The 1,559-nt window shown below is 48.8% G+C and carries 3 protein-coding genes; all 3 read right to left on the bottom strand.

Annotated elements, in window-relative coordinates:
• Positions 1 to 250, bottom strand: a 250-nt coding sequence (rpmA, locus tag AC9UEP_RS04320) for a 50S ribosomal protein L27 (RefSeq protein WP_509544302.1), incomplete at its 3' end; no start/stop codon positions are given.
• 19 nt (positions 251 to 269) lie between these two features.
• On the bottom strand, positions 270 to 584 hold the full coding sequence (gene rplU / locus AC9UEP_RS04315; RefSeq protein WP_422688145.1) for a 50S ribosomal protein L21: 315 nt from the start codon (positions 582 to 584) through the stop codon (positions 270 to 272).
• Positions 585 to 719: 135 nt separating this feature from the next.
• Positions 720 to 1,559: ribonuclease E/G (locus AC9UEP_RS04310; protein ID WP_509544301.1), on the bottom strand; the 840-nt coding region annotated here is incomplete at its 5' end.

The raw sequence follows: 1,559 nt of genomic DNA, 5'->3' as shown, positions 1-1,559 counted from the left end.
CTGCAGGGACTACATTCACTACGCGACGACCGCGAGCGCGACCGAATTCAACTGCACCAGCTGCAAGGGCAAATAGTGTGTCATCTTTACCGCGTCCTACGTTCTTGCCTGGGTGGAAGTGTGTTCCTCGCTGACGAACGAGAATCTCACCTGCATTAACTTCTTGACCGCCGAAACGCTTAATACCGAGGTACTGTGGATTTGAATCGCGACCGTTACGAGTTGAGGAAACACCCTTTTTACTTGCCATTTATTTGCTCCCTTAACCCTTACTTAGCACCGCTGATTGCGGTGATCTTTACGCGAGTGTGCTGTGCACGAAAACCTTGACGACGGCGATGACCTGTCTTGTTCTTGTAACGAAGGATGTCAATCTTTGGACCCTTTACGTTATCAATCACTTCACCAGTTACCTTGATGCTTGAGAGAACCTTGGGATCTGTTGTGACACTTGCGCCATCAACAACTAGCAGAGCTGGGAATGAAACTGAAGATCCGGCAGCAGCGTCGATGCGATCAACGGTGATGGTCTCGCCAACAGTTACCTTCTCCTGGCGTCCGCCAGCTTTAACGATTGCGTACATGCTCATTGCCTCAGTTCTTCGGGTAATAGTTTCAAGCTTGATTCACGCATAGAGCGCGTTCAGGCAGACACTAAGGGTACGGATTTCATACCCCATGGGTCAAATTGACCCCTAAATTCACTTCATTTAAGGGCGCTAAGCGGTGATAACTCCCGAGCTAGCGGCCCTACGGCGGCGCTTACCCTTGGGGGTAATGACAGCTTCAGCTTCTTCTGCTGGACTCTCATCATTTAATGTTTCATGAAATTCATGATCCGTTGCTGCATTTTCATCTGCATCTGGTTCTTCAACATCTGGATGATGCGCTGACTGTGAATTCACTTGTGGCATAGGAGCCTTCATCTTCACTGGATCCATATGTACATGAATACCACGTCCATTACATGAATCACATGTGGTTGAGAAGGCCTCAATCAGACCTTGTCCCACACGCTTACGAGTCATTTGAACCAGACCTAGTGAGGTTACTTCAGCAACTTGATGCTTGGTGCGATCGCGACCCAGTGATTCAACTAGGCGACGAAGAACGGCATCGCGATTTGATTCAAGAACCATATCGATGAAGTCGATGACCACAATTCCACCTAAGTCACGCAGACGAAGTTGACGGGCAATTTCCTCGGCCGCTTCTAAGTTGTTCTTAGTCACTGTCTCTTCCAGGTTTCCACCCTTACCGATGAACTTACCTGTGTTCACATCAATAACAACCATAGCTTCGGTGCGATCGATGACAAGTGATCCACCTGACGGCAGATAAACCTTGCGATCAAAGGCCTTAGCTAACTGCTCCTCGACGCGGTAATCAGCAAATAGATCTCCGCTGCCAGCGTACTTTTCAATCTTGGCCACAAGTTCTGGTGCGATGGAGCCTAGGTAGGAAGTGATTTCATCCCATGCTTCATTGCCCTGAATGATGAGCTTGCGGAAATCTTCATTGAAGATATCGCGGATAACGCGCACGGCAAGATCTGGCTC

The sequence above is a fragment of the Candidatus Planktophila sp. genome (genome assembly GCF_040402315.1).
GTDB lineage: Bacteria > Actinomycetota > Actinomycetes > Nanopelagicales > Nanopelagicaceae > Planktophila.
This window is presented reverse-complemented; position numbering and strand designations above follow the sequence as displayed.